Here is a 15,363-nt window from a genome sequence, read left to right as displayed (position 1 = left end):
GCCCCTCGGCGGGAGGTTGGCGCCCGGCCGCCGGCGCCACGCCGCCCCCAGGGAAGGAGGGCGCCATGTCCGGGCGGGCCGCCACGGGGCATTGTGCCGGAATGGGCAGGTAAAGCGGCCGCCCTCAGTCCGGGGCGCGGATCTCGTTGACCAGGGGTTCGCCGCGCTCGAAGGCGCTGATGCTGTCCAGCGTGGTCGCGCAGATCGTGCCGATCGCCTCCCGGGTGAAGAAGGCCTGGTGGCCGGTCAGCAGCACGTTGGGGAAGGAAACGAGGCGCTGGATCACGTCGTCGGTGATGATGTCGCTCGACAGGTCGCGGAAGAACAGGTCGGCCTCCTGCTCGTACACGTCGATGGCCAGGCCGCCCAGCAGGCCGTTCTTCAGGGCACCGATGGCCGCGTTGGTGTCCACCAGCCCGCCGCGGCTGGTGTTCACCAGGATCAGTCCGGGCTTCACCAGGGACAGGCTGTCCGCATTGATGATATGGCGGGTTTCCGGTGTCAGCGGGCAGTGCAGGGAAACGACGTCGCTTTCCCGCATCAGCTGCTCCACCGGGACGTAGCGGCCGCCCAGCGCCTCGAAGCCCGGATCGGGATAGACATCGTGGCCCAGGACGGTGCAGCCGAAGCCACGCATGATCCCGGCGAAGACCTTGCCGATCTTGCCGGTGCCGATCACCCCGACGGTGCGGCCATGCAGGTCGAAGCCCATCAGCCCGTCCAGCTCGAAATTGCCGCCGCGGGTGCGCTCATAGGCCCGGTGGATGCGGCGGTTCAGGGTCAGCAGCAGGCCGACCGCGAACTCCGCCACGGAATAGGGTGAATAGTCCGTCACACGGACCACGCGGATACCCTGTTCCCGGGCAGCCTCCAGGTCGATCTGGTTGAAGCCGGTCGACCGGGTGGCGACCAGCCGGGTGCCGCCCCTGGCCAGGGCCGCCAGCACCCCGGCATCCACCCGGTCGTTCACGAAGACGCTGACCGCCGGATAGCCGGCGGCCAGGACGACCGTCTCCGGCCCCAGCATCGCCTCCTGGAAGGTCAGCGCATGACCATGATGCAGGTTGGCCTCTGTCAGCAGCGCCCGGTCATAGCGCTTGGCACTGAACACGGCGACTTTCATGGCGGGTTCCCTGCTGACCCTGGCAGGGTCACCACGGGCGGCACCGAAGTCCAGCCGGAAAAGCCGACAGGGCATCCGGCTCTCCCAACGGCCATCGTCTCGCACCGACGCAGCTTCCAGGATCGCAACCTCTGGTGCGGCGCCGGGGAAAGGGGACGGCCCGCGAATCGGTGCCAGACCCTTGTTCCGGCGTCCTTCTCCGGTGGATCGAGGGTGCCGGCGTGGCATGAATCATGCTCACGAAACAGTGAATATCGTTTTATTTATGAGATTTCTCCACAGAAACATCGCTGCGGTGCAGTTTAGGCTAGAAATCTGTCGGAGTGCCCGGTATCGTCTCTTTAAATCGCCCGAGCAACGAAGCTGATACGCCACATACCTGGGTGTCTCTTCCGGGCGGTGTCGCGAATTCCAAGAGAGGTCGGCTCATGGTTAGAAAGGCGGTCATCCTGTCAGGCGGCTACGGCACGCGCCTGATGGAGGAAACCGATACGCGCCCCAAGCCGATGGTGGAGGTCGGGGGCCGGCCGATCCTGTGGCACATCATGAAGATCTATGCCGCGGCGGGGATCACCGAGTTCGTGATCCCGCTCGGCTACAAGGGTCACATGATCAAGCAGTATTTCGCCGACTACTACCTGCATGCCTCGGACCTGACGGTGGACCTGACCTCGGGCACGACCACCATGCTGCGGCATACGGCGGAACCCTGGAAGATCACCCTGGTCGATACCGGCATCGAGACCATGACCGGCGGCCGTCTCCGCCGGGTGCGGGAGCACCTGGAGGGTGAGAGCTTCTGCATGACCTATGGCGACGGCGTCACCGACCTCGATGTCCGGCAGGCCATCGCCTTCCACGAGGCCCATGGCCGCCACGCCACCGTGACCGCCGTGCCGCCGCCCGCCCGCTTCGGCTCGCTGGAGCTCGACGGCGACCGCGTGACCCAGTTCCGCGAGAAGCCGCTCGGCGACAACAACCTGATCAACGGCGGCTTCTTCGTGCTCGGCCCGCAGGTGTTCCGCTATCTGGACGGCGACAGCTCGGTCTTCGAACGCAGCCCCATGGAGGGCCTGGCCCGCGATGGCGAGCTCATGGCCTACAAGCACATGGGTTTCTGGTATTCGATGGACACGCTGAAGGACAAGAAGCACCTGGAGGAACTCTGGGCCAGCGGCGAAGCCCCCTGGAAGGTCTGGTGAGAGCGCAACAATGGACAACGTGATGACCGAACAGCTTGTTGCCGCGACGGCCAAGGCCGGCTGCTGCCGCCTTTGCAGCGCCCCGCTGCGCACCACCTTCTCCGACCTCAACATGTCGCCGCTGGCGAACTCCTTCGTGCCGGCGGAGCGCGCCTATGCGATGGAGCCCTTCTATCCGCTGCACGCCTTCGTCTGCGACGACTGCAAGCTGGTGCAGCTTTCCGAGTTCGAGACGCCACAGGCCATCTTCGGCGACTACCTCTACTTCTCCTCGTTCTCCGACGCCTGGCTGCGGCATGCGGAGACCTATGCGAAGCGCATGACCGAGCGCTTCGGCCTGACGCCGGATTCGCTGGTGGTCGAGATCGCCAGCAACGACGGCTACCTGCTGCAGTACTTCAAGGCGATGGGCATCCAGGTGCTCGGCGTCGATCCGGCGGCCAACGTGGCGCAGGAGGCGATCGCCAAGGGTATCCCGACCGAGGTCGCCTTCTTCGGCGCCGAGACGGCCACCCGCCTGCGCGCCGCCGGCCATGCGCCGAAGCAGATGGCCGCCAACAACGTGCTGGCGCATGTGCCCGACATGCACGACTTCCTGGAGGGCTTCCGCATCCTCCTGGCGCCGGACGGCGTGGTGACCTTCGAGTTCCCGCACCTGCTGAAGCTGATGCAGGAGAACCAGTTCGACACGATCTACCACGAGCACTTCTCCTACCTCTCGCTGCTGGCGGTGGAGCGGGCGCTGGCGGATCACGGCCTGACCGTCTTCGACATCGAGGAAGTGCCGACCCATGGCGGCTCGCTGCGTGTCTTCGCGCGGCATGCCGAGAACACGGCGCTGGCGGAGCTGCCCGCGGTGCAGAAGATCCGCGATGCCGAGAAGGATTACGGGCTCTACGGCCTCGACGCCTATCGCGCCTTCGCGGCCAGCACCGTCAAGATCAAGTGCGACCTGCTGCGCTTCCTGATCGAGGCCCGGGCCGAGGGCAAGGTCGTCGCCGGCTACGGCGCTCCGGCCAAGGGCAACACGCTGCTGAACTACTGCGGCGTGGGCCCGGAGCTGATCCCCTTCACCGTGGACCGCAGCCACCACAAGCAGGGCCATCTCCTGCCGGGCGTGCGCATCCCCATCAAGGCGCCGCAGGCGATCCTCGACGCCAAGCCCGACTACGTCCTGATCCTGCCCTGGAACTTCAAGGACGAGATCGTCGAGCAGATGGCGGCGATCCGCGAATGGGGCGGGAAGTTCGTGGTGCCGATCCCGGAGCTGAAGATCCTCTAGTCCCGGAGCCATGGGCAGGCGGCGAGCCTGCCCATGGCATATCCGGGAACAGGAAGGGATCGCGTGCGGGACGGATCGAAGGGACGGGATGTGGAACGGGGGGTGCAGGACATGAGCGGTCTCATCACCATCGGCATCCCGGCCCGCGGCCGGCCTTCGCTGCTGCAGGCGATGCGATCCTGCCTGGAGCAGGATTACCGCCCCCTGGAGATCGATGTCTGCGACGCCTCGCAGGGCGACGAGGTGGGCAGGCTGCTGCGCGCCCTGCCCCTGCCGGATGGCATCACCCTCCGCCACTGGCGCAGCCGGCCAGCGCCCGACCTCAATGGCTTCCTGAACCGGCTGATCGACCGCGCGCGCGGCGAAAGGCTGGTCATCCTGCAGGACGACGGCGCGCTGCTGCCCGGCGCCGTCACGGCGCTGGACGCCGCCTACCGGGCCAACCCGGACGTGGTCGCCGCCTATGGCGTCCAGCACTGCATCCTGGCCTCCGGCGAGTTCTCCGCCGAGGACACGGCGCGCCATAACGGACGCCACCGGCGGATCGCCGCCGAGGCCGGGACCCGCTACGACCTGCTGGTCTGCGCCCTGTGGCGGCAGATCCCCCGCGACGGCGCCCTGATCCGCAGCGACGTCGCACGCCAGATCGGCTACCGCGACGTGTCCGAGGTCGGGCTGGCGGGCGACACGGATTTCGGCATCCGGCTGGCCATGGCCTATCGCGGCCATGCCTTCGCCTTCATCGACCGGCCGACCAGCCTCCACCGCCTCCCCGCGCGGCGGGAGGCGGGGATGCGCGGCGATGTCGTGGCGCGGCTCTATGACCATCTCGCCGGCCTCCGCGACCTGTCGCCCGCCGAAGCCCGGGCGCGCGACCAGCTCTGGCGGGACCTCGCGCCCCAGGCGGTGCTGGAGCATGCCCTGGGCCACCGCCGCCGCGAGGCGGTGCGCGTGCTCCTGTCCGGGCACTACGCCTGGCGGCAGGACCTGCCGAAGACCTTCTATCATCTCGTGCTGACCGCCCTGCCGGGCGTGCGGCACTTGCGCCGTTTCGGCGCCGTGCGGCGGGCCTGAAACGGATGCGGCTTTCAACGGAGGAGACCCGGCCCGTACTGCCCGGCCCGGTTTCCATGACGCCCCCTTTCGCGGGGCATGGCAGCTTCCATCAGGGGCAAGGACCAGGATGCGCGTTCTGATCACCGGCAACATGGGCTATGTCGGCCCCGTCTTGGTCCGGCATTTGCGGCAGCGCTTCCCGCAGGCCGAGCTCATCGGCTTCGACAGCGGGCTTTTCGCGCATTGCCTGACCACCCCCGACGCCATGCCCGAGGTGCTGCTGGATGCGCAGCATTTCGGCGACGTGCGAACCTTCCCCGCCATCCTGCTGAAGGGCGTGGATGCGGTGGTGCACCTTTCCGCCCTGTCCAACGATCCGATGGGCAAGAATTTCGAGGCTCCCACCGAGGCCATCAACTATCGCGCAAGCCTGAAGATGGCCGAGCTCGCCCGCGATGCCGGGGTGAAGCACTTCGTCTTCGCCTCCTCCTGCAGCGTCTATGGCGCGGCCTCCGAAGGGGCGAAGCGCGAGGGCGACGGCACCGACCCGCTGACCGCCTATGCCCGCTCCAAGGTCGGCACGGAGGATGGGCTGCGCCAGTTCGACGCGGGCGACATGACCATCACCTGCCTGCGCTTCGCCACCGCCTGCGGCATGTCGGACCGCCTTCGCCTCGACCTCGTGCTGAACGATTTCGTGGCCTGCGCCCTGACCTCCGGCCGGATCACCGTGCTGAGCGACGGCTCGCCCTGGCGCCCGTTGATCCATGTGAAGGACATGGCGCGCGCCATCGAATGGGCCGCCACCCGCAAGCCCGAGAATGGCGGCCCGTTCCTGGTGGTGAATGCCGGCAGCGAGCAGTGGAACTATCAGGTGCGCGATCTGGCCCAGGAAGTCGCGGCGCAGCTTCCCGGCACCCAGGTGAGCATCAACACCGATGCCCCGCCCGACCGCCGCTCCTACCGCGTGGATTTCAGCCTGTTCCGCGAACTGGCGCCGCAGTACCAGCCGCAGGTGACGCTGGACGAGGCGATCGCCGGGCTGATCGACGGGCTGCGCCGGATCGAATTCAACGATCCGGAGTTCCGCAGCTCACCCTATATCCGGCTGCACACCCTTTCCCGCCATATCGACAGCGGGCGCCTTTCACCGGATATCCGCTGGGTCCGCCAGTAGCGTCGTACCCACGGTCCGGTCTCCGGGTGAGAGGCGCTGCCTCTCGCCCTGTCCTCCGCGCTTCCGTCCGCTCTTCGGGACCGGGTCACAGGCTGGCTTTGCCACCTCCAGGCAGATTCCGGGGGAGAGGCGGAACCACCCAGGATTGGACACAGGCGCGGCGGCAGGAGCCGCGCCGTGCCGCCGGCCGGGTTCAGATCTCCAGAATGGCCTTGATGACGCCCGCTTCCGGCCGCAGCCAGTCGCGGAACAGTTCCGGCCCGGCGGAAAGCGGGCCACGATGGGTGTTGAGGGCCTGCGTCGGGACCTTGCCGGCCCGCATCTGGCGCACGACCTCGGCGAAATCGTCCGGCTGGGCGTTGCGGCTGGCGAAAAGCGTGGTCTCGCGCTTGTGGAACTCCGGGTCCGAGAAGGTCACGTTGTCCCGCACCACGGAGACCAGGACATAGCGGCCACCGTGGCCGACGAAGCCGAAGCCGCGCTGCATCGCCGCCAGATTGCCCGTGCAGTCGATCACGGCATCGAAGAAATCGCCATCCGTGGCCGCCGCCGCCTTTGCCTCCGCCTCGTCATTGGCCAGCAGCAGCGCATCGGCGCCCAGCCTGTCCTGCGTGAAGGCCAGTCGATCCTCGCGCATGTCCATCACCGTGACATGGGCCCCGCGCGCCTTGGCGAAGATGATGGCCGACATGCCGATCGGACCGGAGCCGACCACCAGGACACGGTCCTGCGCCGAGATGCCGCCGCGCTTCACGCCATGCGCGCCGATGGCGAGGAACTCGGTCATCGCCGCATCCTCCAGCGGCGTGTCGCCCACGGGCACCACATTGCCGACGGGCACGCAGAGGAGCTCCGCCATGCCGCCATCCTTGTGGACGCCCAGCACGCTGATGTTCTGGCAGGCATTGGTGATGCCCTTGCGGCAGGCGACGCAGCGGCCGCAACTCAGATAGGGCACGATATAGACGTTCTGCCCGGCCTGGAGGCCGCTCCCCTCCGGCGCGCTCTCCACCGTGCCGGAGAGCTCATGGCCCATGACACGTGGGTATTCCAGGAAGGGATGCTTACCCTGGAAGATGTGGAAATCGGTGCCGCAGATGCCGACGCGCCTGATGCGCACCAGCGCCTCGCCCGGCCCCGGCTTCGGCTCGGGCCGGTCGATCACCGACAGCTTGCCGGGTTCGTCGCAGATCAGCACCTTCATGGTCGTGTCTTCCGCTGTTCAGGTCTGGCGGCCAGCCCGCCGCATGGAGGCAGGCCGGCGCGTTGGCATCAGGCCGGCATCTGCTCGGGCAGGGCGACGCCGTTGTACTTCTTGTAGATCTCGCGCAGCTTGCCGTTTTCCAGGTTGGCGGCGATCCACTGGTCCAGCGCCGCCTTGAGCGCGGTGTCGCCCTTGCGGATGCCGATGGCATAGGGGTTGGTCTTGATCACCAGCTTCACCTCGAACGGGTCGCCGCCTGCCCGCGTATTGGCCGTGGCCATGATCTGCGGCGAGGTCGCCATGATATCCACCTGGCCGGAGACCAGCGCCGTCACCAGCGTCGCATCGTCGTCATAGCGGACGATCTGCGCGCCGGTGTTGAGCGAGGTGAATTCCTTGTCGTTGGAGCTGCCGCGCGTGGTGCCGACACGCTTGCCGGCCAGGGCGGCATAGTCCTTGATGTCCGTCCCCTTCTTCGCGGCCACCACGATCTGGATGACGCCATAGGGACGGGAGAAGTCGATCACCTTCTGCCGCTCCTCGGTCACGGAGAAGGAGGCGATGACCATGTCCGCCTTGCCGGTCAGCAGAAAGGGCACGCGGTTGGGGCTCTCGATGCTCTCCAGCGCATTGATGCAGCGCAGCGCGGTGGACTTGCCGGAGCCGGACTGGCCGATCACCGCCACGACCTCACCCCGGTCCACCGCGAAGGAAACGCCGTCCAGGACCTTCAGCGGGCCGAAGCTCTTGTGGACATTGTCGAGCTTAACGACGGCCGACATTGAGCCTCCTTTCCAGCCCACGGCTCCAGGCCGAGAGCGGGTAGCAGATGAGGAAGTAGAGCACCGCGACGGTCATGAAGACGCGGAAGGGCTCGAAGGTGGAGTTGTTGATCAGCTTCCCGGCCTGGGACAGTTCCACGAAGCCGACCACCGAGGCGAGCGAGGTGTTCTTGACGATCTGCACCAGGAAGCCAACGGTCGGCGCCGTGGCGATACGCATGGCCTGCGGCAGGATCACCCGCGTCATGCGCTGCCAGCGCGTCATGGCAAGGCATTCCGCGGCCTCCCACTGGGTCTTCGGCACGCTCTCGATGCAGCCGCGCCAGATCTCGCCCAGGAAGCCGGAGGAATAGACGGTCAGGCCGAGGCCCGCGGCCAGCAGTGCCGGCACGTTCTCGAAGCCGAGGATGGGCAGGCCGAAATAGATCAGGAAGAGCAGGATCAGCAGCGGCGTGCCCTGCACCACCTGTACATAGCCCGCGGCGGCGCGGCGCAGCAGCGGATTGTCGGAGATCCGCGCCAGCGCGACCAGGAAGCCCAGCAGCCCGCCGCCGACAAAGGCCACGGCCGAGAGCGCGATGGTCCAGCACGCCGCGACGAGGAGGAATTCGAGATGGCCGAGGCCGAAGCTTGGCATGATGTCCCGCCTCCTACAGCGCCGTGCCGAGCTTGCGGCGGCGGGTGAAGACCAGCATGCCGAAGCCCCAGAAGGCCCAGCGCACCACGAAGGACAAGGCGAGATAGAGCAGGCCGACCACGATATAGGTCTCGAAGGAGCGGAAGGTGTCGGACTGGATGCGGTTGGCCACCGCCGTCAGCTCCTCCGCCGAGATCTGCGAGGTGATGGAGGAGGCCAGCATCAGCAGCACGTACTGGCTGACCAGCGCCGGATAGACCCGCTCGATGGCCGGGCGCAGCACCACATGCCAGTAGGTCTGGGCACGGCTGAGCCCCAGGCATTCCGCCGCCTCGATCTGCGCCTTGTGCACGCTCTCGATGCCCGCGCGCATGATCTCGCAGGTATAGGCGACCACGTTCACCACCAGCGCGATCACCGCGGCCAGGTTCGCATCGACGCGGATGCCCAGAACGGCGATGCCGAAATAGATCAGGAAGATCTGCACCAGCAGCGGCGTGTTGCGGATGGCCTCGACATAGGCGCCGACGAGGCGCTTCAGCCAGGGTGCCCCATCCGTCCGGGCGATGGCACAGAGCGCGCCGCCGATGAAGCCGAAGACGGTCGAGACGGCGGAGAGCTGCAATGTCAGCCAGACGCCCTCGGCGAACTCGCGCCAGTAGGGCAGCAGCGCGGAGAAGTCGAACTGGTAGGTCATCCGCGGCCTTCCTGCCGCGCCAGCACCGCGTCCAGCATCGGCGTCGCCCCCCTCGCCTCGCCCAGCCAGTGCAGGAAGGCGCCGATCCGCCGCTCCACCTTCGTGGCTTGGTTCTGCGCGATGTCGGCGATCCGGTGGTTCAGGAAGGGGTTCCGGAAACGGTCCAGCGTGGTGGCTGCATAGGCCTCCGCCTGCGCTCCCATACCTTTGAGGGCGAAGCCGGGCAGCACTTCCTCGCGGTAGATCCGGCCGAGCCGGTCCGCCACCGCCGTGTCGGCCAGGATCTCGCGCACCGTTTCGTCCGCGCGTCGGCCCTCCCGCAGCCAGAGATCCGCGAGGACGGTATGGCCAAGATTCAGGATGTGCAGCTTCAGCCGCTCATGCGGCTCCAGCTCCTCCGCCAGCACGATGGCGGGGTGGGTACAGGGCGGGACGAGCCCGGGGCGGCGTTCGATGACCCAGATCGCATAGGGTTCGGCGACGGCGCCGACCGGCTCCAGCGCCTCGGAGACGATCCGGTCCACCAGCGTGTCCGTCCAGGTCACGCCTTCGCGCAGCCAGTCGCGGAAGCCCTCCGGCAGCGCCGCCTGCGCCGCCAGTTCCAGGACCAGCGCCTGCAGCACCTGGCCGTTCCGGTTGACCAGCTCGCAGGGCAGGATGGTGATCGGCCGGCCGCCAGCCCGCCAGCGCGCATGCAGCAGGCGGGTCAGCTTGCCGGGAAAGGAGGCTGGCACGCCGTCCAGCAGGGCCGGGCCGCGATCCGCCTCCGCCACCGCATAGCCCATGTCGCCCGTGTTGGAGACCACATAGGCGGCCTCCCCGGCGAAGAGCCGTTCCAGCTCTTCCCAATCCGTGCCGGCGGAAAGGCCCTGGTCGATGCTGGTGACGGTGACCGAACGCTCGACGGGCCGGCCGTCCTCAATGCCCCGGATCAGCACCGGATAGCCTTCCGGACGCCCGAAGGCTGCCACGCGGCCGGCCCGCGCCGCATCCCCCGAGGTCTGGACGACCGTGATGGGGCCGGCCTCCTGACCGGACTGCCTGGCCTCGTGCACGAAGAGATCGACATGGGCCTGCAGGAAGCGGCTGGTGCCGAACTGGACGATGCGGCCGGTCACGCCGGCATCCATCGGGTGCGGCAAGGCGAACAGACCTCATCCATACGCGCTTCTCTCCCGGTCTTCTGACTTATGTATGTTTTTGCATAAAGAACAGGTAGGCGAAGCCTGTCAATCGGTTTTTAATGTACAAAGTACCGCCAAAAGAACCGTCCGGCACCTGCGGGCCGGGAAGGAGCGCGATGAAGACGAACACGCTCTACAAGAGAAGCTTCAACTGCTGCCTGGATCTCCTGGCGGAACGGCCCCTGGGGCCCCTCCCCCTTTCGGAGGCCGCGCTCGCGGCACGGCTGGGCGTGAGCCGGACCACGGTGCGTGCCATCCTGGCCGGGCTGACCGAGGTGGGAATCCTGCGGAGCGATGGGACGGGGCGCCATCTCGCGCGCCATCCCGGTCCGCAGGACCACTTTCCCGACCCGCAAACCGAGGGCGCCGCGCAGATCGTGGAGCGCAAGTTCATGCAGATGGTGCTGACCGGCGATTACCGCCCCGGCCAGACGATCAACAGCGCCGAGCTGGCGCGGCAGTTCGGCACCTCCACCACGGCGGTCCGGGAGTACCTGACGCGCTTCAGCCAGTTCGGCCTGATGGAACGGCGCGCCAACAGCGGCTGGATCTTCAAGGGCGTGACGACCGGCTTCGCCACGGAGATCTACGAGATCCGGGAGATGTTCGAGCTCCGCTCCGCGCGGCGCTTCGTCAGCCTGGACGACACCGCCCCGGCCTGGGCGGCCCTGGATACGATCGAGCGGGAGCATCGCGACCTGCTGCGGCACATCGACAGCCGCTACAGCGATTTCTCACGCCTCGACGAACGGCTTCACCGGCTGATCCACGAGGCGTCGCACAACCGCTTCATCCGCGAGTTCTACGACGTGATCTCGATCATCTTCCACTACCACTACCAGTGGGACAAGACGGACGAGAAGGAACGGAACATCGTCGCCATCGGCGAGCACCTGGACTATATCGCGGCGCTGCGCAGCCGGGACCTGCGTTTGATCGACGCGAAATGCCGCGCGCATCTGCGCAGCGCCAGGGCCACGATGCTGCGGTCGATCGTGACCGGTCCGCTCCAGGGGGAGGAGCGGAAGCCGGGGAACGGCACGGCACCGGCGCCGCCGGAGTTGAACCCGCGAAAAGCCGCTGGATAAGGGGCATTCGGGGTGCCACTGGGCCTCTGTCACGCCCGGCCACGCGAGCGCGGCCCTCCGATGCGGCGGCGACGACCGGCCTCGCCCTATCCCCCTGCTGCCTGGGGCAGGACCTCCAGCGGGTCCGGACCATAGCGGTTCGGGCCCCGGGTGCCGTCCCGGCAGCACAGGCTGATGAACAGCCAGAGCCAGCCGATGAAAGGCAGCAGCAGGAGCAGGTTCCACCAGCCGCTGCGGCCCCTGTCGTGCCACCGCTTGGTCATGCCGGCGAGGCCGGGCAGCCAGGAGACCCAAAGCCATATGCCGGTGATCAGGGCCGCCGGGATAAAAGACGTAGCGCTGCTCGAAGCGCCAGGCCTCCGCCGCCTGCACCGCAGGAACGGGCGAAGGCACCGGCTGCCAGGAAGGCGCCCCGAAGATCGCCGCGTCCAGCCCCACGAAGAGCCAGTACAGGGCGAAGAGCGGCAGGATATAGGCCATCCAGTAGCCCTTGAGCGACAGACGCCCACGGAAGCTGATCCAGCGCAACAGAAGCACGATTCCCTCCGGTCTCGCAGGCTCGTCGGCCAAACCGCGGACAGGGTCAACCGCGCATTGTCATGGGCCGCCACCATCCTTTTTCGCGGGGCTTTCCAAGCGTTTCTGCCGCGTCCCATCCGCCGAAGCTGAACTTTCGGCCATCGAGGGGCAATCCGCCCGGCTTCCGACGGTGGACAGAAATGACATACGTGTTATGTGATAATGATAATCATTGTTGCATTGCTGGGGAAGTTTCAGTGTCGCGCCGCTCCATCACGCGCTGCCGCACAGGCAGCAGCGTCTCTCCGCTCGTCCTGCTGGCCGCCGTCGCCATTCCCGTTAACCTTGCCCAGGCGCAAGAATCCGAAAGCACCGGCAGCGGCGCCGTGACGCTGCCGGAGGTCCGCGTACAGGGCAGAACGGAAACCGGCTCCAGCCCGGTGCGCGGCTTCGTGGCGGGGGTCAGCGCCTCCGGCACCAAGACCGACACGCCGATCATCGAGACGCCGCAGTCGATCTCCGTGATCACCGCCGACGAGATCCAGGCCCGCGACGCGCTGAACCTGAACCAGGCGCTGCGCTACACCGCCGGGGTGGTGCCGGAGACGCGCGGCTCGGCGGCCGTGCGGCTCGACCAGATGACGATCCGCGGCTACTCGCCGACGCAGTTCCTGGATGGCCTGCGGCTGGCCGGCGGGCGGGACGCCAATCCCAGCCTCGACACCTACCGGCTGGAGCGGATCGACGTGCTGCGTGGCCCGGCCTCGGTCCTGTTCGGCAGCACGCCGCCCGGCGGGCTGATCAACGCCATCAGCAAGCGGCCCACCGAGGAGCGTATCCGGGAGGTGCTGCTGCAGGCGGGCACGCGCGACTATGTCCGCTTCGCCGGCGATGTCAGCGGCAAGCTGGACGAGCGGGGGGAGTGGCTCGGGCGCTTCATCGGCTCCTATGCCGAGGGCGACGGCGAACTCGACGAGACGCGGGTGCGGCGGTACTTCTTCACCCCCTCGCTGACCTGGCGCCCGGATGCCGACACGCGGATCACGCTGCTCGGGCACTACCAGCGCGACCCGGAAGCTGGTTCCTATGGCGGCGTGCCGGCCTGGGGCTCGGCGCTGCCCAACCCGAATGGCCGCATCCGCATGCGCTACTATGACGGCGACCCGGATTTCGAGCGGCTGAACCGCGAGCACTACCAGATCGGCTATCTGGCGGAACGCCGGATCAACGACGTGTTCACGGTGCGGCAGAACTTCCGCTACATGCACACGAAGGGCGAGTACCGCAGCCTCTAGAGGCTGTTATGGACCTGTGGGTAGGTAACGATCAGGCTGTGGGGCATGAGTGCCCGCAAGCCGTACCCCTCTGACGTTTCCGATGATGAATGGGCGCTGGTTGCGCCCTACCTGACCCTGCTGCCGGAGGACGCCGGACAGCGCGAGCATGCGCTGCGCGAGGTGTTCAACGGCCTGCGCTATGTGATCAAGACCGGGGCGCCCTGGCGCTGGATGCCCAACGACCTGCCGCCCTGGGCTGCGGTCTATCAGCAGGCGCAGCGCTGGCTGGCGGCTGGTTGCTTCGAGGCTCTGGCCGAGGATCTGCGCACTGTCCTGCGCCTGGCTGCTGGCCGCAAAGCCCAGCCCAGCGCTGCCATCCTGGATAGCCGGACGCTCCGCTCGACGCCGGAGAGCGGCGCGCGGGCCGGGTATGACGGCGCCAAGCGGAAGCAGGGTGCCAAGTTGCATCTGGCGGTCGACACGCTGGGCCATCTGCTGGCGTTGCATGTGACCGCCGCCAATGCGGACGATCGTGGCGAGGTTGGGCGGCTGGCCCAGGCGGTGCAGGCCTCCACCGGGCAGAGCGTCGAACTGGCCTATGTCGACCAGGGCTATACCGGCGCGCGGGCGGCTGATGCGGCCAGGGCGAACGGCATTGAGCTGGAGGTGGTGAAGCTACCCGAGGCCAAGCGTGGCTTCGTGCTGCTGCCACGGCGCTGGGTGGTCGAGCGATCCTTTGCCTGGGCAACACGTTTTCGACGACTGGTGAAGGACTATGAGCGCTACGCCAGCACCCTTGCCGATCTCCACCTCGTCGCCTTCGTCTGCCTCATGCTCAAACAGGCCGCTCTACTCGCGGCAGGTCCATAACAGCCTCTACGGCTCGGCGGTGACGCAGGACATGCGGCAGACGGTCCGCTCGGTCTACGGCACGGACGCGGATTTCGACGTCTTCAACATCGACAACCAGGTCCAGGCGAATTTCGACACCGGGCCGGTGCAGCACACGGTCCTCGCCGGCTATGACTACACGCGTATCCTGCAGGACACCTATACCGGTTCCGCCCTCTACAACACGGCGGCGGGCGCCACGATCCGGCGGCAGAGCCTGTTCGACCCGATCTACGGCGGCCAGAACACGGTCTGGCCGGGCTTCAGCACCTATGCCAGCCAGCGCACCAACCAGAGTGGCATCTATCTCCAGGACCAGTTGAAGCTCGGCAAGCTCGTCGTCCTGCTCGGCGGGCGGCGCGACTGGTACGATTCCACCACCGAGAACCGGTCGGTGGCAACGGGCCGGATGACCAGCAACCCGCGCCAGACCAACGACGCCTGGACCGGCCGCGCCGGGGCCGTGTACCTCTTCGACAACGGCCTCGCCCCCTATGCCAGCTACACGGAAAGCTTCGAGCCATCGAGCGGCACGGACCGCTTCCTGCGGCCCTTCGAGCCCGTCACCTCCCGCCAGTACGAGGCCGGGCTGCGCTATGCGCCGCCGGGCAGCGGGCTGCTGTTCAGCGCCGCAGTCTATGACCTGGTGCGGCAGAACGTGCTGACCACCGACCCGGTCAACCCGAACTACAGCGTGCAGGCGGGCGAGACGCGCTCGCGCGGCGTCGAGCTGGAGGCCAAGGGCGAACTGGGGAACGGGCTGAGCTTCACCGCCGCCTATGCCTATCTCGACATGGAATACACCAAGAGCAACACCACGACGCGACGGGACTACGCGATCTACCCGGCGGTGGCGGGCTCGACCGGGCCCGTGGTGAGCCTGCAGGGGAAGGTCCCCTACGCGCAGCCGAAGCACACCGCCTCGGCCTGGCTCGACTACACCGTGCCGGCGGAAAGCGGCTTCCTGTCCGGGCTTGGCCTCGGCGGCGGCGTGCGCTACCTCGGCCCGAGCTGGGGCGACGACGCCAACACCTTCAAGGTGAAGGGCGTGACGCTGTTCGACGCGGCCCTGCGCTACGATCTCGGTCAGGCGATGCCGGAGCTGAAGGGCATGCAGGCAGCGGTGAACATCAACAACCTTGCCGATACGCGCTATGTCGCGAGCTGCTACGGCTATGCCTGGTGCTGGTACGGCTATGGCCGCACGGTCACCGGCTCCGTCCGGTACCGCTTCTGACCGTGGC

15 protein-coding genes are annotated in these 15,363 nt (G+C 67.4%); 8 read left to right on the top strand and 7 right to left on the bottom strand.

Going from position 1 to position 15,363, the window contains the following annotated elements; all coding sequences use genetic code 11:
- Nucleotides 1–124 precede the first annotated feature (124 nt).
- The gene (locus RGI145_RS01160; RefSeq protein WP_075796890.1) at nucleotides 125–1,123 is read right to left on the bottom strand and encodes a 2-hydroxyacid dehydrogenase; all 999 of its coding nucleotides are present in this window, start codon (nucleotides 1,121–1,123) and stop codon (nucleotides 125–127) included.
- Between the two features lie 428 nt (nucleotides 1,124–1,551).
- On the opposite strand from RGI145_RS01160, the gene rfbF reads away from it, so the two are divergent.
- The 4 genes from rfbF (at nucleotide 1,552) to RGI145_RS01140 (ending at nucleotide 5,840) form a co-directional block, all read left to right on the top strand.
- A complete protein-coding gene (rfbF, locus tag RGI145_RS01155; RefSeq protein ID WP_075796889.1) occupies nucleotides 1,552–2,325 on the top strand; it encodes a glucose-1-phosphate cytidylyltransferase in 774 nt (257 codons plus the stop codon).
- A 22-nt stretch (nucleotides 2,326–2,347) separates the two neighbouring features.
- Complete coding sequence (locus RGI145_RS01150) at nucleotides 2,348–3,607, top strand: class I SAM-dependent methyltransferase (RefSeq protein WP_075799726.1); 1,260 nt, start codon at nucleotides 2,348–2,350, stop codon at nucleotides 3,605–3,607.
- A gap of 111 nt (nucleotides 3,608–3,718) precedes the next feature.
- Nucleotides 3,719–4,681 carry a glycosyltransferase family A protein gene (locus RGI145_RS01145; protein WP_167668215.1) on the top strand — a complete coding sequence of 321 codons (963 nt, stop codon included), beginning with the start codon at nucleotides 3,719–3,721 and terminating at the stop codon, nucleotides 4,679–4,681.
- Between the two features lie 109 nt (nucleotides 4,682–4,790).
- Nucleotides 4,791–5,840: an NAD-dependent epimerase/dehydratase family protein gene (locus RGI145_RS01140; protein WP_075796887.1), complete on the top strand. Its 1,050-nt coding sequence runs from the start codon at nucleotides 4,791–4,793 to the stop codon at nucleotides 5,838–5,840.
- A gap of 193 nt (nucleotides 5,841–6,033) precedes the next feature.
- Here RGI145_RS01140 and RGI145_RS01135 read toward each other — a convergent pair whose 3' ends face one another.
- From RGI145_RS01135 to RGI145_RS01115, 5 genes are all read right to left on the bottom strand, one after another.
- Complete coding sequence (locus RGI145_RS01135; protein ID WP_075796886.1) at nucleotides 6,034–7,044, bottom strand: zinc-binding alcohol dehydrogenase family protein; 1,011 nt, start codon at nucleotides 7,042–7,044, stop codon at nucleotides 6,034–6,036.
- 68 nt (nucleotides 7,045–7,112) lie between these two features.
- A complete protein-coding gene (locus RGI145_RS01130) occupies nucleotides 7,113–7,826 on the bottom strand; it encodes a transporter substrate-binding domain-containing protein (RefSeq protein WP_075796885.1) in 714 nt (237 codons plus the stop codon).
- A complete protein-coding gene (locus RGI145_RS01125) occupies nucleotides 7,810–8,463 on the bottom strand; it encodes an amino acid ABC transporter permease (protein WP_027280815.1) in 654 nt (217 codons plus the stop codon). Before RGI145_RS01125 ends, RGI145_RS01130 begins: the two co-directional genes overlap by 17 nt.
- A 13-nt stretch (nucleotides 8,464–8,476) precedes the next feature.
- The gene (locus tag RGI145_RS01120) at nucleotides 8,477–9,160 is read right to left on the bottom strand and encodes an amino acid ABC transporter permease (protein ID WP_027280816.1); all 684 of its coding nucleotides are present in this window, start codon (nucleotides 9,158–9,160) and stop codon (nucleotides 8,477–8,479) included.
- Nucleotides 9,157–10,302 (bottom strand): mannitol dehydrogenase family protein, encoded by a 1,146-nt coding sequence (locus RGI145_RS01115; protein WP_237183158.1) that lies wholly within the window; start codon nucleotides 10,300–10,302, stop codon nucleotides 9,157–9,159. Before RGI145_RS01115 ends, RGI145_RS01120 begins: the two co-directional genes overlap by 4 nt.
- A gap of 158 nt (nucleotides 10,303–10,460) precedes the next feature.
- Here RGI145_RS01115 and RGI145_RS01110 point away from each other — a divergent pair, with 158 nt between their 5' ends.
- Nucleotides 10,461–11,432 carry a GntR family transcriptional regulator gene (locus RGI145_RS01110; protein ID WP_075796884.1) on the top strand — a complete coding sequence of 324 codons (972 nt, stop codon included), beginning with the start codon at nucleotides 10,461–10,463 and terminating at the stop codon, nucleotides 11,430–11,432.
- A gap of 86 nt (nucleotides 11,433–11,518) precedes the next feature.
- Here RGI145_RS01110 and RGI145_RS26140 read toward each other — a convergent pair whose 3' ends face one another.
- Nucleotides 11,519–12,046 carry a DUF805 domain-containing protein gene (locus RGI145_RS26140; RefSeq protein WP_418314489.1) on the bottom strand — a complete coding sequence of 176 codons (528 nt, stop codon included), beginning with the start codon at nucleotides 12,044–12,046 and terminating at the stop codon, nucleotides 11,519–11,521.
- Nucleotides 12,047–12,208: 162 nt separating this feature from the next.
- Between RGI145_RS26140 and RGI145_RS01100 the strand changes: the two genes are divergently transcribed.
- From RGI145_RS01100 to RGI145_RS01090, 3 genes are read left to right on the top strand one after another with little or no spacing between them, the layout of a single operon-like run.
- Nucleotides 12,209–13,246, top strand: coding sequence for a TonB-dependent siderophore receptor (locus RGI145_RS01100; protein WP_237183156.1), 1,038 nt, complete (start codon nucleotides 12,209–12,211; stop codon nucleotides 13,244–13,246).
- A gap of 45 nt (nucleotides 13,247–13,291) precedes the next feature.
- Nucleotides 13,292–14,098, top strand: coding sequence for an IS5 family transposase (locus RGI145_RS01095; RefSeq protein WP_075796883.1), 807 nt, complete (start codon nucleotides 13,292–13,294; stop codon nucleotides 14,096–14,098).
- A 31-nt stretch (nucleotides 14,099–14,129) separates the two neighbouring features.
- Nucleotides 14,130–15,356 carry a TonB-dependent siderophore receptor gene (locus tag RGI145_RS01090; protein WP_237183155.1) on the top strand — a complete coding sequence of 409 codons (1,227 nt, stop codon included), beginning with the start codon at nucleotides 14,130–14,132 and terminating at the stop codon, nucleotides 15,354–15,356.
- The last annotated feature ends 7 nt before the right edge of the window (nucleotides 15,357–15,363 follow it).

The organism is Roseomonas gilardii (assembly GCF_001941945.1).
In the GTDB taxonomy this organism is placed as follows: domain Bacteria; phylum Pseudomonadota; class Alphaproteobacteria; order Acetobacterales; family Acetobacteraceae; genus Roseomonas.
Note: the sequence above shows the minus strand (reverse complement) of the source record. Positions and strands in the feature narration are given on the sequence as shown.

Excerpts from the sequence above, each read along its gene's own strand:
- RGI145_RS01160 (WP_075796890.1), bottom strand. The coding sequence starts at position 1,123 with ATGAAAGTCGCCGTGTTCAGTGCCAAGCGCTATGACCGGGCGCTGCTG.
- rfbF (WP_075796889.1), top strand. The coding sequence starts at position 1,552 with ATGGTTAGAAAGGCGGTCATCCTGTCAGGCGGCTACGGCACGCGCCTG.
- RGI145_RS01150 (WP_075799726.1), top strand. The coding sequence starts at position 2,348 with ATGACCGAACAGCTTGTTGCCGCGACGGCCAAGGCCGGCTGCTGCCGC.
- RGI145_RS01145 (WP_167668215.1), top strand. The coding sequence starts at position 3,719 with ATGAGCGGTCTCATCACCATCGGCATCCCGGCCCGCGGCCGGCCTTCG.
- RGI145_RS01140 (WP_075796887.1), top strand. The coding sequence starts at position 4,791 with ATGCGCGTTCTGATCACCGGCAACATGGGCTATGTCGGCCCCGTCTTG.
- RGI145_RS01135 (WP_075796886.1), bottom strand. The coding sequence starts at position 7,044 with ATGAAGGTGCTGATCTGCGACGAACCCGGCAAGCTGTCGGTGATCGAC.
- RGI145_RS01130 (WP_075796885.1), bottom strand. The coding sequence starts at position 7,826 with ATGTCGGCCGTCGTTAAGCTCGACAATGTCCACAAGAGCTTCGGCCCG.
- RGI145_RS01125 (WP_027280815.1), bottom strand. The coding sequence starts at position 8,463 with ATGCCAAGCTTCGGCCTCGGCCATCTCGAATTCCTCCTCGTCGCGGCG.
- RGI145_RS01120 (WP_027280816.1), bottom strand. The coding sequence starts at position 9,160 with ATGACCTACCAGTTCGACTTCTCCGCGCTGCTGCCCTACTGGCGCGAG.
- RGI145_RS01110 (WP_075796884.1), top strand. The coding sequence starts at position 10,461 with ATGAAGACGAACACGCTCTACAAGAGAAGCTTCAACTGCTGCCTGGAT.
- RGI145_RS26140 (WP_418314489.1), bottom strand. The coding sequence starts at position 12,046 with ATGGTGGCGGCCCATGACAATGCGCGGTTGACCCTGTCCGCGGTTTGG.
- RGI145_RS01095 (WP_075796883.1), top strand. The coding sequence starts at position 13,292 with ATGAGTGCCCGCAAGCCGTACCCCTCTGACGTTTCCGATGATGAATGG.
- RGI145_RS01090 (WP_237183155.1), top strand. The coding sequence starts at position 14,130 with ATGCGGCAGACGGTCCGCTCGGTCTACGGCACGGACGCGGATTTCGAC.